The organism is Ureibacillus chungkukjangi (assembly GCF_044795995.1).
Taxonomy (GTDB): domain Bacteria; phylum Bacillota; class Bacilli; order Bacillales_A; family Planococcaceae; genus Ureibacillus; species Ureibacillus chungkukjangi.
This window is the reverse complement of sequence record NZ_CP085009.1, coordinates 652,399-667,711: the sequence shown is the minus strand read 5'-3', so window position 1 is coordinate 667,711 and position 15,313 is coordinate 652,399. Positions and strand designations below refer to the sequence as shown.

The following is a 15,313-nucleotide window of genomic DNA, read 5'->3' as shown; positions in this document are numbered from 1 at the left end:
CATATCCCCTCAGTTCTATCTAATAGGTATTCTCTCCTATAATTACCAACCTTCTAATCACTCTTTCTATATTATTATTGATAGTGAGGTGAAGACATTGATAAAAATATATAAATACCCAGTGATTTTTGCAGTAGAGGATAATGAAACAGATGAAGGTGATTTCCCAGTTTACATTAGAATACCTGACCTAGTTGACGCAGGGTTTTCATTTGCTTCATCAGCTGGACATACAGAAGATGATATTTTAGCAATAGCAAGAGATTGTATGAAAATGTCTATTGAAGACGGGCTTCGTCGTGACTTACAGGCTCCTGTAGCATCCAAGCTTCGTGAAATAGATTTAAAAAAACATCTTTCTCGATATGACGAGGAACTAATTGATTTAAAAAGTATAGCTGTAGAATGGATTAAAGCTGAGGTGTAAGCCTCAGTTTTTTTCTATTAAAAATAGATACTATATCCCCCCTCCAGTTTAGATATTCACTATTTTAAAAATACTGAAAATTATGGTAACATGGTGGTATCTTAATAGAATTGGAGAGGTGTTATGATTAACTTTGATAAACCAGGTGTAGAACAATTTTTTCAAACATTAACGGTTTCTAATTTTACTGTCAGCCCCGATGAGAAACAGGTTGTTTTTAGTACAAACCTAAATGGTTACTCGAACCTTTGGGCAATGGATCTTCCAAATCAATTCCCCTACCCTCTAACTTTTAATAATCAAGGTGCAGCATTTCTTTCCTACGCGAAAACAGGTGAATTTATCATTGCCGGCTTTGACCATGATGGGGATGAAAACACTCAAATCTATGCGGTATCTCCAAAAGGCGGTAAATTCGCCCCTCTTCGTACACAAGAAGGCGAACGTCATTTCTTCTCGTATTTAAGTGAAGATGGAAAGCGTCTTTACTATCCAAGTACTGTTGGAAATGCTACTTATTTTAATAACTATGTTTATAATCTTGAAACTGGCGAAGAAAAGCTATTACTTGAAGGAACAGAAGCCCCAACAGCAATCGAGGCTGTTAGTCCAAGTGAAAATTCTTTTGTCTCTATCAAGCAATTTGGCAACACGCATTCTCTAGCTTTCGTACACGTTGGAGAAGAGAAGTTTTTATTGACTCCAGAAACAACTGAACAGCACACAGTAAGTGAAATCGTCTATACATCAGAGTCAGATATCTATTTCTTAACTGAATTTAATGATGATTTATCTTATCTTGCTAAATTCGATTTAACTTCGAAAGAATTTTCAAAGGTTTTACAGCTAGAAAAAGAAGATTTCTCTAGCTTAACTTACTCTAAAAAGAATAACTCTCTTTATTTAGTAGGTTCATATGGTGTAGAAGATCGACTTTACGAATATTCTCTAGCAGATGGCAAATTAACAACTTTAAACACACCAACAAGCGTAGTAGATAAGCTAGTCGTGATGGCCAGTGGTAATCTTTACATCCAAGGACGTACTGCAATAACACCTGGTAATCTATTCGTTTCCAAGGATGGTGGAGCGAATTGGACTGAGTTAACACATTATCGTGTACCTGGTGTAAGCGTTGAGGATCTAGTGGAGCCAGAGGTTTTAACATACCCATCATTTGATGGGATGGAGATTGAGGCACTGTTCTTTAAGGCAAAGGAAGAAAATTCAAATGGACATGTAATTCTTTGGCCACATGGTGGACCACAAGCGCTTGAACGCAAAACCTTCCGCTCTATGTTCCAATCACTTATTTATAGTGGGTACTCAATCTTCGCCCCGAACTTCCGTGGTTCAACAAACTATGGATTAAAGTATTCTAAATTGGTCGAGGGTGACTGGGGTCATGGCCCACGTTTAGATAATATCCAAGGCTTAGAATGGCTAATCGAAAATGGCTATGCGGATAGAGAAAAGATTTTACTATTAGGCGGAAGCTATGGCGGCTATATGGCCCTTCTACTTCATGGTAGACATGCAGAGTACTTCAAATCAGTAGTGGATATTTTTGGTCCAAGTGATCTCTTCTCCTTCATAGAGTCTGTTCCTGAGTTCTGGAAGCCATTCATGGAGCAATGGGTTGGAGATCCTGTAAAAGATAAAGAAAGATTAACAAAGGATTCTCCTATTACTTATTTAGATGGCATGACAAAGCCTATGCTTGTTATTCAAGGAGCAAACGACCCCCGTGTTGTTCAAAGGGAATCCGACCAAATTGTCGCAGCACTAAAGGAAAAAGGTCGCGACGTTGAATACATCGTGTTAGAAGATGAAGGTCATGGCTTCTCCAAAAAACAAAACGAAATCCTCGTATACGGAAAAATCATTGAATTCTTCAATGAAACTATTAAAGAAGCAAATCCAGTAGTATAAATAATAGCCCCTCAAGTTAGAGTTACTCTATCAATTGAGGGGCTTTTGGCTTCAATTTGGCATTCTTTTTTTAGCCTGCTTTAACGTGGCAACTATAAGAAAGCTTACAATCACTAATAAAAGCCAGGAACTAACCTTGCCTAAATGCACAATACTCCATGTGTCAGCTTGGTTTGGGTATTGCCAAGCTCCGAAGAATGTTGCGATATTTTCTGCTATCCATATAAAAAATCCAATGAGTACAAATGACAATGTGATTGGCATCCGGTAGCTTTTGTCATTCACTTCATATCGTACCCATGACCTCCAAAACACGATTACTACTAGTCCAGATAGCCACCAACGTACATCAATCCAATAATGATGCGTAAAAAAATTTAAATATATGGCAGCCGCTAATGGAACTACAACTAAAAATGGAGGCCAGCTCTCAAGCTCTACATTTAGCCTTCTCCACGCCTGGCAAAGATAACTCGCGACACTTGCGTACATAAACCCACTATACAAGGGTACTCCAAAAATTTTAGTATAACCCTCCTCTGGATACGACCAGGAGCCCATATGCACCTTAAAAAGCTCCAGTGCCAGACCAATTAGGTGAAATAATGTAATCACCTTTAATTCATCTCCTGTTTCAAGCCCCGAACGCACCATCCACCACTGCATTAGTAGACAAATGATTAGCAACCAATCATACCTCGGCAGAAATGGCATAGGAAAAATTTGAGTTAAGGCCAAAGAAGCAAAGATAACGACTGGAAACAAACAGGATTGTGCTTGCTCAATCCCAAATCGTACAAGCTGTTTTAACGCTCTCATAAGCAGCCCCCTTAGAAATTTCAACTAACCGGTATTTATTGTTTATCAATACTTTATTATCGAATAATAAGACTTATTTATCCCTTAAAGGTTCCTTCAGGAAAAAATCAAAATTTCCCTGTCTCCTTCTTTTAAATTCTCAATTTTAGAAATATGGTAAAAGTTATTTCAAAGTATGTTTTTTCTACTAAAATAAGAGACAATCGTTTTTTAGGAGGCAGGAATATGAATAAAGCCGCACATTTAATGGGTGGTGTAGCAGCAGGAATAGCAGCAGCAAAATATATAGCCCCCACCGTTCCATATAGCGGATTAGTCGATGGAATTGTAGGTTCTGGAGTGGTATTCTGCGGTGCTCTATTAGGTTCTCTTCTACCGGATATCGATCATCGTCATAGCTATATCGGTCGAAAGCTTAAAATTGCTTCCTTCATTATCAGTAAGACGCTTGGACATCGAAGTGTGGTACATACTCCACTGATTATCTTTGCATTTACAGCACTTCTTTTTTTCTTATCAAATGAATTTACCGATGAAGTACAAGCTTTATCAAAATCCTTTGTTATTGGACTAAGTGCTGGTATGTGGAGCCATCTATTATTAGACTTGATGACAAAAAGAGGGATTCCCCTTCTCTACCCCTTTACTAAGAAGAGCTTTCGCATTGCAAACTTTAAGGGCGGTGGTATTGGTGACAGCCTAACAACTACAGGCTGTACTATTTTAATAGTATTAATGCTTTTAGATTTTCTTTAATAAATATGCATGCAAAAAAGAGAGTACCTTACATCACCAAATGTAAAGTACTCCCTACTAAATTGAATCCTCTTCCATTTATTCCTTCGAATTGTTGACCTGTTAAACATATTTTACCATTGCAATCTCGCTACAGTTATCAATTTTGGGGCAATTTCTGCAATCAATCCAAACTTTTTCTGGAAGTGTTTCTTTACTGACAATATGAAATCCACATTTTTCAAAAAAATTCACTTCATATGTTAAAGATATTAATCTCTTAACTCCTAATTTGATGCTTTCTTCTACAATGTAATCTACTAAAATACGGCCGATACCCTTACCTTGGTAATTAGGGGATACTACCAATGATCGAACCTCCCCCAAATCCTTTCCCAAAATATGCAGCCCTGCCACACCAACCACTGTTTCTTGATCCTTTACTACATATAAACATTGCAGACTCTGATAAAGCGATAACAATGAACGTGGCAGAACTATCTGTTCCTTTACATAAATTTCAATCAACTCATATATAGACTCTACATCTGCCGTAGTCGCGTTATAAACCTTCATTCCAAATCCCCTTTTCAATGAAAATATACATTTTTCATAAGACAGTCCCATATCTTTATTTTATTATAAATATACATTTATTAGAATAAAAATACAATAAATTATTTAAAAAATACTCAATTCTTCTTATAGCTTAAGAGAATGAGTATTTAAAGCTAGTGTTGGTAATCTTTTATTATTCTGAGTGCTAAGGAGTCCTCTATAAGCTCGTACTGTGAACACTCCGATTGTGTGCCTGCACACATAAAATAATAAATATCTTCATCATTTTTTATCCGTATTTCAATTACATATCCTGTATTTTGTTCAAAGTCCCCTCTTTTGGGTGCCCCATGAAATGTTATTGAATCAATATCAGCATTATCCTTTATTCCTAACTGTTGATATTGTGGTGAATTTCCCAAAATCGTTGCAAGCTCCATTTGCCGATTTATCTTGTAGTCTGGAACTTCCTCTATTGCTACATAAGATTTAACCCCAGTCATAACAACCACCAGTACCAGTGCAAGCATAGTCGGTATCTTAGGGCTTCCTTTTCGAAGAAGCCATATTAAGAGAATGGTTATAATACAAGCGCAAAGGTATAGAATACTAAACTCAATCACTACCTCACTAGGCTCAATTCCATTTTCAAATAAGACAATGGAATAAATCACAAGCATAAATGTGACCAAAACTCCCCACCACATAAAGTTTGCTCCTCTCGATTACTTTAATCTACTTGCTAGAATGAGTTGGATGACAGAAGCATTCTAGAGTGTGATCGTTCACCATTCCAACAGCTTGCATATATGAATAACAAATCGTACCTCCAACAAATTTGAAGCCATACTTCTTCAGCTTTTTGCTCATACGATCACTAATCTCGGTCGTGACAGGTACTTCTTTAATAGACTTCCATTCATTGATAATAGGCTTGTGGTCAACAAAACTCCAAATGTAATTTGAGAATGAGCCATACTCCTTTTGAATACGAAGAAAGCTTTGTGCATTTGTGACCACACTTTGTATCTTCAACTTATTCCGTACGATTCCAGGATTCTCCTTTAAGGCTTGTAATTTTTCCTCTGTATATTGAGCTATTTTTTCGACATCAAACTGATCAAAGGCTTCACGATAGTTTTCTCTTTTTTGCAAAATTGTCCACCAGCTCAATCCAGCCTGTGCCCCTTCTAAGCAAAGCATTTCGAATAATTTTTTATCATCATATACTTGAACGCCCCACTCCTTGTCGTGATATTCAATATATAAAGGTTCTTTTGTTACCCAGTCACATCGATTCATCCTTTTAGCTCCTTAACTTAAATATATTTAGTTTATCTTTATTGTACACGTCTAAGCACAATTAAGATATTTCTTGGAAATCACTAAAAAACCACCTATGCCTATATGCATTAGGTGGCTGTCGATTATATATCTATATTCTTTTATAATTCATCCCTGAATACATGTGTCCCAGCAATAAAATCGTGAATAGCCCTTTTATCCTCTCGAGTCCCTACCATGAAAGCGCTCAAAATGGGAGCAATACCTAAAGACACATAAGCTAATAGCTGCTTTCCGATAACTTCTCGTTTTATCATTGTCCAAAAATTAATAGGTTTTTCATCTATTCTCTCAATATGAATTTTCATAACTCTTTTACCTATTATATACCCCTTCCAATAGATTGGAAGCAACGTGGCATAAATCACATATAAACCACTTGTAATATTATTTATTATATCCGAAGAATAATCAAAGCCAAAAATTAAATCAAAGACAATCCAAATTAGACCTATAACAATAACTATGTCCAATATATCTGCCCCAAGCCTTCTCCAAAAACCCGCTAAATTTTGCATTAATCATCCCCCCTATAATATGCCCACATAACATTTATCCAAATTATACCATAATAATTTCTGTAAGATAGTTACAATTTTTGGGATTTTTAAATGTGAGAACAGGAAAATAGCGCGTATACATTATTAGGTCCACCAAAGTATTTTTCCACAGAGGCTGCCGTGGTCAGTCGTCTAAAGTAGATGTAGATGAAAAGCTTTGTATAGAAAATGGTAGCCTGCATTATAAGCTAATATTAAAACGAGCAATTCTTCATCATGAAGAATTGCTCGTTCTATACTTATCAATTTAGTTCGCTAAAATAATTTCCTCTACCTTTTTCATCACTTGCTTTGCCGATATATTAAAGCTCAAAGCTAATTCCTCAGAAAATAGTGACGTTACTTGCTCTAGCATGAGCAAATCTTGGTTTGGAAGAGTTTTGTCCTCTTTTTCCAACTCAAACTTTTTTCTTAAAATGGTATTAATCATTTGGGCAATCTTTACATGATTCTTTGACTCAATTACTTTTTGATAATGCTGCGTCCGTTCGTTCATACGGCTAGGCCAATCATCTGGTGGATTTTTAAAAGTCTCCAAAATCACTTGTGCTGCTTCTTTTGAAGTGATTGGTGATAGTTTAGAATCCTTCGCTTCAACAGGATGATATAACTTGATAGATACATCATGGAAAGAATGTAAAATATAATAATTTTTTTGTCGCCCTGAAAATGTTAATTTTTGTATATCTTGAATTATACATACACCATGTGCACCATAAAAGACTTTATCCCCAATTGAGAACATCGTTTTCCCCCTTGTTAATACCATTTTTAATGTGTGCCCTTCCTTTCAAACACCGACAGCTACAAAATTGTTCTATACGTTAAGTTCATCAAATAGCCCCTCCATTAGTTAGTATATTCGCCGACTAGCTCAATTACGTCTAAATTTGAATGGTTCCTACTAATTTACTATTAACCTTCTACCTTAATGGAAAAACTCTTAAAGAAAAAAAGTGTTAAACCGTTACCGGCTAACACTTTTTCAAAAATATATAAGCTATACTGAATCTCTTGCCTTAAGCTTTTTTGGTAAATTTATGATATTTCCCGTTATTAATGGCGAGGTAATGTCCCAAACCCACTTCCTCGATAATAGGTACACAACAAAAAATGCGAGTCCGAATAAGATAATATAGTTTCCTGTTTCTTCAATCCAATCATAGAAAATAGTTGCCTTAAACGCTCGCACGACAAATAAGTGTAATAGATAGATAGCTAATGTTTTAGCTCCAATATCTGTATACCATTGTTGATTTTGAGGAACTAATGATAAGAATATATAGGTTGCTACAAGCATTGCAACATATACTACTAATCTACTTAATGCACCGATTTCAACGATGCCATAGCTGATATCCTCGTACGGAATTCTCCCAAAGAACCATTCCTTCCACCGAACATCTGCATATGCATTAACAAAGAATACAAGACCTGTCCCAATAATACTTGCTATTCCAATATTCCATTTGTTTTTTAGCTTCACAAAATTTTCTCGGTTTAAGTAATAGCCTAGTAAAAAGAATGGGAAGAAGAAAAATGTTCTTGCTAATGATAACCATTCATTGATTTCACTGATGTATCCTACCACTAATGATAAGGCAATGGACACTAATACCATGATTTTATGGCTACCAAAAGCCCATAATAGGAATTTCCAAATTGCCATACTTAGTAAAAACCATAACGCATACCGAGGCTCAAAAATCTCGAATACTACGCTATCTCCAAAAACATTTTTGTAATACAAGGTGTATAGCAGTTGAAAAATAATATATGGCAGCAATAAGGTTTTCCCTATTTTCACTAAATCCTGCTTACTCTTAATGGTTCTAGAAAAGTGTCCAGAAATTAAAATAAATGCCGGCATATGAAACAAATAGATAACCAAATATAAAGTATCGATATACTGGTTTTCCAACAGATAGCCTGACATTAAGTGTCCTAAGACGACTAAGTAAATTAAAATTGCTTTTGCGTTATCAAAATATGCACTTCTATTCATGTTGCCTTCCTTTCAAGCAATTATTTTAACATAGAATTATATGATTATAGATGCCAATTTTTACATTCCCTAAACACCCTGACATGAAACGTTTCTATCGCCCTATCTTTTTAAATAGTGCTTAAGGAATGTTGCTTGAAGAGATAGTAATTCTGAATTAAGTACTTTAAAACGCAAAAGAGTATTAATCAATTAAGATCAATACTCTATTTATTAGTATTATATTCTTCCTTTAATAACCCGTACATGTATAGGTCATCAAATTTCCCACAAGTGTACTCGTATTTCCTTAACAAGCCTTCTCGAGTAAAACCAGCTTTTTCGACCATTCTTTGTGATGCTTGATTTAACGGTTCAATTAATGCTTGAATACGTTGGATAGTTGTATGTTCAAAAGCATAACGAATAATTTCGTTCATAGCCTCACTTGCAATACCCTGCCCCCAAAAATCCTTACTTAGTTCAAATCCAATATCTGTTCGATAATGGCTTGAAACTGTGTTTAAAAAACCGCAGCTTCCAATGACTTTATCCTCATTCTTTAACGTAATTCCCCATCGGATGCCTGTTTTTTCTTCTAAAATGGAGTTATACCAAGCGATTTCTTCTAACGCCTCATTTTCAGACCCAAACGGCTCTAATCCATAATATTTCATAACCTCAGAATCTGATAAGTATTCATAAATACTACTCGCATCACTCTCAGTAATTTTCCTCAATACTAATCGCTCTGTTACAAGCACTGGGAATTCAGTAATTGATATCATTTAATTACTCCTTTCTTTGGACAATTATTTAATTAATTTGCTATTTTGGGTTCCCATTATAGAAGAATATCCACCCAAATTTTCACTGCTGTTCCTAGGATAAGAATCGCTAGGATGTTTTCTAACATTTTAGTGTTTAGCTTCGTGCTTACTTTTGCTCCAATTGGTGCTGCCATGAGACCCGCAATAACGATGATTAGTGTAGGAAGGTACTCAACTTGTCCAGTTGTAATTTTCCCTATCGAGCCTGCAACAGCAGAAATGAAGGTAATGGCTAAACTTGAAGCAATTGCCATTCTTGTTGGGATACGCAATATTAAGAGCATAATTGGAATAAGTAAGAATCCCCCACCTGCACCAACTATTCCTGAACCAATTCCTACAAGAAATGCTAAAAATGCTGCGAGGGGTTTATTAAATGTTACATGCTCTATTTGACACTCGTCAATTTGCTTTTTCGGTATGAACATCATAATAGCAGCAAGTAAAGCTAAAATACCATATACTATATTCACTTGAATCTCAGTTAAGTATTCTGAGTCAAAGCTGCCTATTAACGATCCTATTAAAACTGAACTCCCCATAACGATGATTAAGGATTTATTTAAATACCCGCCACTTCTGTAGCCGAGCACTCCTGCAATGGAAACAAATAATACATCTAATGCACTGATGCCTGATACCTCATGAGCTGTAAAGGCTTCAAACCCGAATACTGGCGGAATCATTAGCAGCATTGGATATTTAACAATCGCACCGCCAATACCAAGCATTCCAGATAAAAATGACCCTATAAAGCCGAGCGTGAAAAGGAGTACCACATAATAAAACTCCATGTTGTTTCCTTCTTTCTATGTAAATCTAGTAGCAGTCTAATCCTACTAAAGATAGATGTGCATTACAACTCACCTTTCGTTAAACCTACTATAAGAAATCGTAAACAATAATTTCATCTTACTTAGTCCGAGACCCTCACCAAAGCTTGTTTAACTGTGAATTATGAGTTATGGATAATTTTTAAGTAAAACTAATTGAAGTGGGATTAGTATGAAGGATACTTATTGAGCAAAATCCTTCTTTTTTGTCCTTCATTGCCCAGTTGATGGACACTTTTGGGGATGCACTATATTTTTTTGTTCTTCATACCCCGAATGATAGACACTTTTGGGATACACTCTTCTTTTTTGTCCTTCATACCCAGACTCTACTCATAAAACTGAAATAAGTGGAGAAAACAGATATGCTTTCTCCACTTATTTCTAGTAACATATATTATTTTTTAGCGATAACTGCCATTGTGCAGCGAGAGACGCAAATTAACTTCTCGGCTTCATCTACAATTTTAATTTCCCAAATCATCGTTGTACGCCCTTTATGTAAAGGCGTTGCTATTGCTGTAACAATACCGTCCTGCTTACTACGGATATGATTTGCGTTAATTTCTAGTCCTACTGGGTTAAATTTTGTTAAATCTACATTGATGGCCGTCGCGATACTTGCTGCAGTTTCTGCTAGAGCAACAGATGCTCCACCATGTAAAATTCCCGCTGGCTGCCTGGTTTTCGGACCAACAGGCATTGTCATTACAACACGATCCAATGATAATTCAACATATTGTATATCCAATGCTTCAATTAGCGTATTGGTTGCATTTTTTTGCATTTGGTCAATAAACGCAGTTTCATCCTTTGCACCAAATCGATCTAACACATCTTGTGAAACAACCATTTTCATAGCCCCCTATAAATTAACTAGTATTCTGCCACGTGCCTGTCCTTTTAGTAATGTCGGAAGGACTCCCGGTAATTCATTTAATGTAACCTCTTGCTGGATAATGTCTTCTAAATTATCTAGCTTAAAGTCTGAGCCAAGTCGATTCCATACCTTTAAGCGAGTTTCCATATCACAGTATACTGAGTCAATTCCTAGTAAATTCACGCCTCTAAGAATAAATGGGAAAACACTAGTTGGTACACTTGTACCTGCTGTCAATCCACTTACAGCTACAGACCCACCATATTGAATTTGACTCAATAGGGATGCAAGGGGTTCTCCTCCAACTGGGTCGACTGCTGCAGCCCACTTTTGTTTACCTAAAGCACGTACATTCCCATCGTATACCTCTTCACGCGAAACAATCGATGCTGCACCTAGATTCCTTAAATACTCTGCTTCCGATTCTTTTCCTGTACTCGCTTCTACCTCATAACCTAATTTTGAAAGAATAGAAACAGCAAAGCTACCAACCCCACCAGTTGCTCCTGCTACTAGTACTTTCCCCTTTTCAGGTGTTACACCATTATCCTCTAGACGTAAAACAGATAGTGCAGCTGTGAAGCCAGCTGTTCCAATTGTCATCGCTTCTTTTAAAGTAAGACCTTTAGGTAACGGTACAATCCATTTGGCTGGGATTCTAGCATATTGGCTATACCCTCCAAAATGTGTTACTCCGATTTCATAGCTTGTTGCGATTACCTCGTCTCCCTCTTTAAAACGTGAATCCTCAGAAGACACAACTACTCCCGCTATATCAATTCCCGGTACAAAGGGATAATTTTTCACGATATTCCCATTTGGAATAGCAGCTAGACTATCTTTATAATTTACGCCCGAATATTGTACGCGAATTAATACCTCACCCTCTGGCAAATCCGCTATCGTTAACTTTTGAATCTCTACAGAAAATTGCTCTTCTTGTTTATTTACTACTAATGCCTCGAATGCTTGCATCACAAAACTCCCTTTCCCTTTATCTTTCTCCCAATTTAAAACTTCCACAAAAAGCCATTAAATCCTTCTTACTAATATAATAGCTATGGATGGATATTCTAATCTATCTCTATATTAACTTATCAAAACAGTGATTTAAAATAATGAAACTCAGGATTCATTTTTCACAAAACCATTACATCCGCTCAGGTAACTCTTTCAAGCTCGCATATTTTGTATATGAGCTACTAGATTGGAGGTGATATGGTGAAAAAACTAGGACAAATATTTATAGCACTTCTTTTTGTTGGTACTCTAACATTTGCAAATAGCGCATTTGCGGTAGAACCAGAGAGCTCTTCCGAATACGAAGGAATAGACGTGAGTAGATATCAGGAGAACATTGACTGGGAAGCAGTAGCTAACGCTGGAATGGAAGTGGCGATTATTAAATCCAGTGAAGGCGTTGACTATACGGATCCTAACTTTGAAGTCAATTATGAAGGCGCAAAAGCGGCTGGTTTAAAAGTTGGTTTTTATCACTTTTTAACTGCTACAACTGTTGAACAGGCTCGTGAAGAGGCAAGCTTTTTCGCATCCATAATTAGCGGCAAAGACATAGATGTTAAGCCTGTAATGGATTTTGAGGAGCTGGATGGTCTATCTGTTGAAGATATCAATGCAATTGCACTTGCCTTCGCTGAAGAGGTTGAAAGTCAAACTAGCTACCCAGTAATGGTGTATAGTAACGCAGACAATGCTACGAATGTCTTCGGAGAATCATTAACAAAGTATTCCTTATGGCTAGCCCAGTATGATGGTAACCAGCCTTCTAATGACGTTATCTGGGAAACTTGGGCAGGATGGCAATATACGGACACAGGCTCTATTGATGGCGTTACCGGAGATGTCGATTTAAATATATTCAATGATGGGATTTTCATAGAGGCTACATCATCCGAGGAGGAACCAGAAGAGCAGCCGGAACAATCTGAGGAGCAGCCTACAGAGCCTTCTACACCAGAATCAGGTGAAAATTCAACTGCAACTACGTATGTTGTAAAGGCTGGAGATACGCTATACAGCATTGCGAAAATGCATGACACAACAGTTTCAGCTATTCTAGCAAACAACAATCTAGCAAATCCGAATCTTATTCACCCTGGTGTTGAGCTAACAATCTCGAATATCTCTTCTTATTTAATCAATTGGGGAGATACACTCTGGTCACTATCGAAAAAATTTGGAACAACTGTTGAAGCACTGGCTTCTGAAAACAATATCGAAAATCCAGATCTTATCTACGCTGGCGATACGTTGAATATTCCACAATAACAAGTGTAATGTGAGGGCTAATCGAATCGATTAGCCCTCTTTAATTTTTAATGATCTATCATATACCTAAACCTCATTCAATTCCATCGCTGCAAGAATGAGCTTAGTATAGACTTCTGGCTGAAGGTCTTCCTTCTTTTTAAGCGTGATATATTTCATCGTTTTTCCCGTTCCCTCTAAGATTTCCTTCCCTACTCCCTCTTGAAGTAGATTGCCTTTATGAAAGCCTAGCTTCACATGTTTTTTAGCTGTTTGCAGGTAACAGACTAATCCCTTGTACGAATAATTCGGCATGGACCATTTATATTCTTCGAGTAACAAAGGTGAAGCATCGAGGATGATATTGCGTAATGCTTCTGTTATTTCTTGGATTTCTTCTGGCAAATTTCCAATAAAATGTTCGACCTCTACAACTGTTCTCTTTTCACTATTCATAAGCTCTTCCCCTTTTTATGTAACAATCTTTCCTCATTATCTACTATTCCTACCTATTTCAACAACGAAGAAGCCATCTCCTCTATTCGAGATGGCTCTTTCAGCTAACTAAATCAATGGATAATATGCTTCATACCGCGGATGGATATAGTAAGGTGGTCTTGGTCCGATTTTAGGCACCTTTATGTTGAGCGATTGATATTGCATAGTTTCCTTTTCCTTCGACTGATTGATCAATAAATATTTCACTTCCGGATTGTAATAATATTTCATCCTTTTAAGCCTCCTATTAATAAGAGTTTCCCCCTATGTTATTCGAGCATTTAACAATATGTCCATAGAATCGGGATGCACACCCAACTCCAGCCTTGCATATCGTAAGCAGAAAATCGTTTTTGGAGGTTGAAAAACGTTGACTAAGGAACCGAACAATCAAAATTACCCGATGCACCCGAATTTCGGAAAAATTACTCAATACGAGGAAGTTGCCTTAACAGTCCCCGAGCAACGTCAATACCGTCACCCTGGAATAGAAGGTCTTATGGTACCCAAGCCGATTATTGAAAATCCAAATTATAAAGGAAGCGACAAGCTTAAAGGAAAGGTTGTCCTAATAACTGGTGGTGATAGTGGAATGGGGGCTGCTGCTGCAATTGCCTTTGCAAAAGAAGGCGCAGAAGTAGCAATTGCCTATTTAGATGAGCATGAGGATGCGATTCGAACAAAAAATAGAATTGAAGAGCTTGGACAGCGTTGTCTTCTTTTACCGGGTGATTTAAAAGAGAAGCAACAATGTGTAGATATCGTTGAAAAAACCGTTGAAGCTTTTGGGAGACTAGATATTTTATGCAATCATGTTGGAGTTCAATTTCAACAATTAGAGCTAACTGATATTACAGATGAACAGTTCGATGATACTTTTAAAGTGAATATCTACTCTCACTTTTATACAACTCGTGCTGCATTAAAGCATTTAAAAGCCGGAAGCTCCATTATCAATACAGCCTCTGTTGTTGCTTATGATGGCAATGATCAGCTAATGGACTATACGGCAACAAAGGCCGCCAATGTTGGATTTACGCGGGCTTTAGCTAAAAATTTAGTTCGCAAAGGAATTCGTGTAAATGCTATAGCACCAGGGAAGTTTTGGACACCTCTAATTCCTGCAAGCTTTTCTGCTGACCAGGTTCCACTTGCAGGTAACCCGATGGATCGCCAAGGTCAACCTTTTGAAATAGCGCCAGCTTTTGTTTACCTTGCCTCAGATGATTCTCGATTCGTGACAGGTCAGGTTATGCATGTTAATGGGGGGCAAATATTCGGATGATTTAGGTTTGCGTTCTGCAAGAGTCATTTTCTTGCAGAGCTTTTTATTTTCAATACTTTTTCTAAATACAAGGTGAAATTGAATAAATCACTTTCCGACAGGGAAGCCTTTTTAAAGGAAAATTCAGGAGGTGCGGTTTACATGTTCGAAAAGAAATTAGCCCTTCATGAAACAATGGAATTTCATGAGGTCATTAATTTTATGACAACTAGTCTACTTAAATCAAAACTTAGTCAAGGTGTTGTTTTTGATGATGATTTACGTGCTTTACTCGACAAAAATGTAAAGTTATCTACCCCAGCTCTGCAAGCCATGATTAAGCTCTATTCTAAATCGGAATTAGAATATTAGGAGGACATC

General features: G+C 36.9%; 19 protein-coding genes. 6 read left to right on the top strand and 13 right to left on the bottom strand.

Annotated features, from left to right (window positions below):
• Window positions 1-97 precede the first annotated feature (97 nt).
• On the top strand, window positions 98-427 hold the full coding sequence (locus LG296_RS03470; protein WP_251400309.1) for a hypothetical protein: 330 nt from the start codon (window positions 98-100) through the stop codon (window positions 425-427).
• A 123-nt stretch (window positions 428-550) separates the two neighbouring features.
• Window positions 551-2,359, top strand: a complete 1,809-nt coding sequence (locus LG296_RS03465) for a S9 family peptidase (RefSeq protein ID WP_404427473.1) — start codon at window positions 551-553, stop codon at window positions 2,357-2,359.
• Window positions 2,360-2,410: 51 nt separating this feature from the next.
• Here the strand turns inward: LG296_RS03465 and LG296_RS03460 are convergent, their stop codons facing one another.
• Window positions 2,411-3,178, bottom strand: a complete 768-nt coding sequence (locus LG296_RS03460) for a DUF817 domain-containing protein (RefSeq protein WP_404427472.1) — start codon at window positions 3,176-3,178, stop codon at window positions 2,411-2,413.
• Between the two features lie 225 nt (window positions 3,179-3,403).
• On the opposite strand from LG296_RS03460, the gene LG296_RS03455 reads away from it, so the two are divergent.
• Window positions 3,404-3,934: a metal-dependent hydrolase gene (locus LG296_RS03455; protein WP_404427471.1), complete on the top strand. Its 531-nt coding sequence runs from the start codon at window positions 3,404-3,406 to the stop codon at window positions 3,932-3,934.
• A gap of 102 nt (window positions 3,935-4,036) precedes the next feature.
• Here the strand turns inward: LG296_RS03455 and LG296_RS03450 are convergent, their stop codons facing one another.
• The 10 genes from LG296_RS03450 to LG296_RS03405 all read right to left on the bottom strand — a co-directional run bounded on the left by LG296_RS03450 (window position 4,037) and on the right by LG296_RS03405 (window position 11,877).
• Entirely contained in the window at window positions 4,037-4,489 is a 453-nt protein-coding gene (locus tag LG296_RS03450; RefSeq protein ID WP_404427470.1) for an N-acetyltransferase, read from the bottom strand.
• A 155-nt stretch (window positions 4,490-4,644) separates the two neighbouring features.
• Complete coding sequence (locus tag LG296_RS03445) at window positions 4,645-5,178, bottom strand: hypothetical protein (protein ID WP_404427469.1); 534 nt, start codon at window positions 5,176-5,178, stop codon at window positions 4,645-4,647.
• Between the two features lie 28 nt (window positions 5,179-5,206).
• A complete protein-coding gene (locus LG296_RS03440) occupies window positions 5,207-5,773 on the bottom strand; it encodes a DNA-3-methyladenine glycosylase I (RefSeq protein WP_404427468.1) in 567 nt (188 codons plus the stop codon).
• 143 nt (window positions 5,774-5,916) lie between these two features.
• Window positions 5,917-6,333, bottom strand: coding sequence for an RDD family protein (locus LG296_RS03435; RefSeq protein WP_404427467.1), 417 nt, complete (start codon window positions 6,331-6,333; stop codon window positions 5,917-5,919).
• Between the two features lie 289 nt (window positions 6,334-6,622).
• Window positions 6,623-7,120 carry a CarD family transcriptional regulator gene (locus tag LG296_RS03430; protein WP_251400294.1) on the bottom strand — a complete coding sequence of 166 codons (498 nt, stop codon included), beginning with the start codon at window positions 7,118-7,120 and terminating at the stop codon, window positions 6,623-6,625.
• 255 nt (window positions 7,121-7,375) lie between these two features.
• Window positions 7,376-8,380, bottom strand: a complete 1,005-nt coding sequence (locus LG296_RS03425; protein WP_404427466.1) for an acyltransferase family protein — start codon at window positions 8,378-8,380, stop codon at window positions 7,376-7,378.
• Between the two features lie 206 nt (window positions 8,381-8,586).
• The gene (locus LG296_RS03420) at window positions 8,587-9,138 is read right to left on the bottom strand and encodes a GNAT family N-acetyltransferase (protein WP_251400423.1); all 552 of its coding nucleotides are present in this window, start codon (window positions 9,136-9,138) and stop codon (window positions 8,587-8,589) included.
• A 65-nt stretch (window positions 9,139-9,203) separates the two neighbouring features.
• Window positions 9,204-9,983 (bottom strand): sulfite exporter TauE/SafE family protein, encoded by a 780-nt coding sequence (locus LG296_RS03415; RefSeq protein ID WP_404427465.1) that lies wholly within the window; start codon window positions 9,981-9,983, stop codon window positions 9,204-9,206.
• Between the two features lie 436 nt (window positions 9,984-10,419).
• Complete coding sequence (locus LG296_RS03410; RefSeq protein WP_251400420.1) at window positions 10,420-10,809, bottom strand: hotdog fold thioesterase; 390 nt, start codon at window positions 10,807-10,809, stop codon at window positions 10,420-10,422.
• Window positions 10,810-10,887: 78 nt separating this feature from the next.
• Window positions 10,888-11,877 carry an acryloyl-CoA reductase gene (locus LG296_RS03405; protein WP_404427464.1) on the bottom strand — a complete coding sequence of 330 codons (990 nt, stop codon included), beginning with the start codon at window positions 11,875-11,877 and terminating at the stop codon, window positions 10,888-10,890.
• A 246-nt stretch (window positions 11,878-12,123) separates the two neighbouring features.
• Between LG296_RS03405 and LG296_RS03400 the strand changes: the two genes are divergently transcribed.
• A complete protein-coding gene (locus LG296_RS03400) occupies window positions 12,124-13,191 on the top strand; it encodes a GH25 family lysozyme (protein WP_404427463.1) in 1,068 nt (355 codons plus the stop codon).
• A 66-nt stretch (window positions 13,192-13,257) separates the two neighbouring features.
• Here the strand turns inward: LG296_RS03400 and LG296_RS03395 are convergent, their stop codons facing one another.
• Together LG296_RS03395 and LG296_RS03390 are read right to left on the bottom strand one after the other, a co-directional pair.
• On the bottom strand, window positions 13,258-13,626 hold the full coding sequence (locus tag LG296_RS03395) for a DUF1801 domain-containing protein (RefSeq protein ID WP_404427462.1): 369 nt from the start codon (window positions 13,624-13,626) through the stop codon (window positions 13,258-13,260).
• A gap of 108 nt (window positions 13,627-13,734) precedes the next feature.
• Window positions 13,735-13,899 (bottom strand): hypothetical protein, encoded by a 165-nt coding sequence (locus LG296_RS03390; RefSeq protein WP_404427461.1) that lies wholly within the window; start codon window positions 13,897-13,899, stop codon window positions 13,735-13,737.
• Between the two features lie 172 nt (window positions 13,900-14,071).
• Here LG296_RS03390 and LG296_RS03385 point away from each other — a divergent pair, with 172 nt between their 5' ends.
• Both LG296_RS03385 and LG296_RS03380 read left to right on the top strand, forming a co-directional pair.
• On the top strand, window positions 14,072-14,953 hold the full coding sequence (locus LG296_RS03385; RefSeq protein ID WP_404427958.1) for an SDR family oxidoreductase: 882 nt from the start codon (window positions 14,072-14,074) through the stop codon (window positions 14,951-14,953).
• 141 nt (window positions 14,954-15,094) lie between these two features.
• Window positions 15,095-15,304, top strand: a complete 210-nt coding sequence (locus tag LG296_RS03380) for a spore coat protein (protein WP_107931971.1) — start codon at window positions 15,095-15,097, stop codon at window positions 15,302-15,304.
• Window positions 15,305-15,313 lie beyond the last annotated feature (9 nt).

What these genes read in the sequence shown, in the direction of transcription:
- LG296_RS03465 (WP_404427473.1), top strand. Translation starts at nt 551, where the DNA reads ATGATTAACTTTGATAAACCAGGTGTAGAACAATTTTTTCAAACATTA.
- LG296_RS03405 (WP_404427464.1), bottom strand. Translation starts at nt 11,877, where the DNA reads ATGCAAGCATTCGAGGCATTAGTAGTAAATAAACAAGAAGAGCAATTT.
- LG296_RS03450 (WP_404427470.1), bottom strand. Translation starts at nt 4,489, where the DNA reads ATGAAGGTTTATAACGCGACTACGGCAGATGTAGAGTCTATATATGAG.
- LG296_RS03445 (WP_404427469.1), bottom strand. Translation starts at nt 5,178, where the DNA reads ATGTGGTGGGGAGTTTTGGTCACATTTATGCTTGTGATTTATTCCATT.
- LG296_RS03380 (WP_107931971.1), top strand. Translation starts at nt 15,095, where the DNA reads ATGTTCGAAAAGAAATTAGCCCTTCATGAAACAATGGAATTTCATGAG.
- LG296_RS03390 (WP_404427461.1), bottom strand. Translation starts at nt 13,899, where the DNA reads ATGAAATATTATTACAATCCGGAAGTGAAATATTTATTGATCAATCAG.
- LG296_RS03460 (WP_404427472.1), bottom strand. Translation starts at nt 3,178, where the DNA reads ATGAGAGCGTTAAAACAGCTTGTACGATTTGGGATTGAGCAAGCACAA.
- LG296_RS03430 (WP_251400294.1), bottom strand. Translation starts at nt 7,120, where the DNA reads ATGTTCTCAATTGGGGATAAAGTCTTTTATGGTGCACATGGTGTATGT.
- LG296_RS03425 (WP_404427466.1), bottom strand. Translation starts at nt 8,380, where the DNA reads ATGAATAGAAGTGCATATTTTGATAACGCAAAAGCAATTTTAATTTAC.
- LG296_RS03410 (WP_251400420.1), bottom strand. Translation starts at nt 10,809, where the DNA reads ATGCAAAAAAATGCAACCAATACGCTAATTGAAGCATTGGATATACAA.
- LG296_RS03415 (WP_404427465.1), bottom strand. Translation starts at nt 9,983, where the DNA reads ATGGAGTTTTATTATGTGGTACTCCTTTTCACGCTCGGCTTTATAGGG.
- LG296_RS03455 (WP_404427471.1), top strand. Translation starts at nt 3,404, where the DNA reads ATGAATAAAGCCGCACATTTAATGGGTGGTGTAGCAGCAGGAATAGCA.
- LG296_RS03395 (WP_404427462.1), bottom strand. Translation starts at nt 13,626, where the DNA reads ATGAATAGTGAAAAGAGAACAGTTGTAGAGGTCGAACATTTTATTGGA.
- LG296_RS03435 (WP_404427467.1), bottom strand. Translation starts at nt 6,333, where the DNA reads ATGCAAAATTTAGCGGGTTTTTGGAGAAGGCTTGGGGCAGATATATTG.
- LG296_RS03440 (WP_404427468.1), bottom strand. Translation starts at nt 5,773, where the DNA reads ATGAATCGATGTGACTGGGTAACAAAAGAACCTTTATATATTGAATAT.
- LG296_RS03385 (WP_404427958.1), top strand. Translation starts at nt 14,072, where the DNA reads ATGCACCCGAATTTCGGAAAAATTACTCAATACGAGGAAGTTGCCTTA.